The 1,135-nt window shown below is 72.4% G+C and carries 1 protein-coding gene; it reads left to right on the forward strand.

All coding sequences use genetic code 11. From position 1 onward, the window contains the following. On the forward strand, positions 1-964 hold a 964-nt coding region (locus ABZZ74_RS54325), incomplete at its 5' end, for an IS1380 family transposase (protein ID WP_356951472.1). Positions 965-1,135 lie beyond the last annotated feature (171 nt).

Raw genomic sequence — 1,135 nt, forward strand, 5'->3', positions numbered from 1 at the left:
CGACGGGCAGGTGACCGTGGACATCGACGGCGTGCTGGTGCTGGCCCACTCCGACAAGGAGGACGCCACGCGGACCTGGAAGAAGACCTACGGCCACCACCCGCTCATGGCCTTCGTCGATCACGGACGCGGCGGCACCGGAGAGCCGGTCGCGGGGCTGCTGCGGCCGGGAAGGGCGGGCAGCAACACCGCCGCCGACCACATCGAGACCACCCGCCTGGCGCTAGCCCAGCTGCCGGGGAAGTTCCGGCGCGGCAGGCGCACCCTGATCCGCACCGACTCCGCCGGCGGCACCCACAAGTTCCTCGACTGGCTCACCGCACGCGGGCGGTGGCTGTCGTACTCGGTCGGCATGACCATCACCGAGCAGATCCATCAGGCGGTGCTGAAGGTCCCCGCCTCGGCATGGACGCCGGCCGTCGAACCCGGCGGCGAGATCCGTGACGGTGCCTGGGTCGCCGAGCTCGCCGGAGATGTGCTGGACGGCTGGCCCAAGGGCATGCGGCTGATCGTCCGCAAGGAACGCCCGCATCCCGGCGCCCAGTTGCGCTTCACCGACGCCGACGGCATGCGACTCACGGCGTTCGCCACCAACACCAAGCACACCGCGATCGTCGCGCTCGAGCTGCGGCACCGCCAGCGGGCCCGCGCGGAGGACCGCATCCGCGCCGCCCGCGCCACCGGCCTGCGCAACCTGCCCCTCCACGACGCCGCGCAGAACCAGGTCTGGCTGGAGATCGTCCAGATCGCCCTCGACCTGCTGGCCTGGATGCCGATGCTGGCCCTCACCGGCCCCGCCCGGCTGTGGGAGCCCCGCCGCCTGCGGCTGCGGCTGTTCTCTGCCGCCGCCCAACTGGTCACCACCGGACGGCGCCGCATCCTCCGCCTGGCCCGGCACTGGCCCTGGGCTGACGTGATCACAGGCGCCCTCAACCGGCTCCACGCGCTGCCGAACCCCGGCTGACCAGCAGCTTCCCGCCCCTGCGAGCAGCGCCACCCGACCGGAGCCGTGGAACCCGGCGCCCACCCGACGCGACAGCCGGGCCCCCGCCCTGCCCGGACACCGAAAACACCCGCACAACAAAACCGAAGAGGGGCCGTCAGTAAGCTGACGGCCCCTCACGAAAGATCGAGG

The sequence above is a fragment of the Streptomyces sp. NPDC006476 genome, assembly GCF_040612015.1.
Taxonomy (GTDB): Bacteria; Actinomycetota; Actinomycetes; order Streptomycetales; family Streptomycetaceae; genus Streptomyces; species Streptomyces griseorubiginosus_B.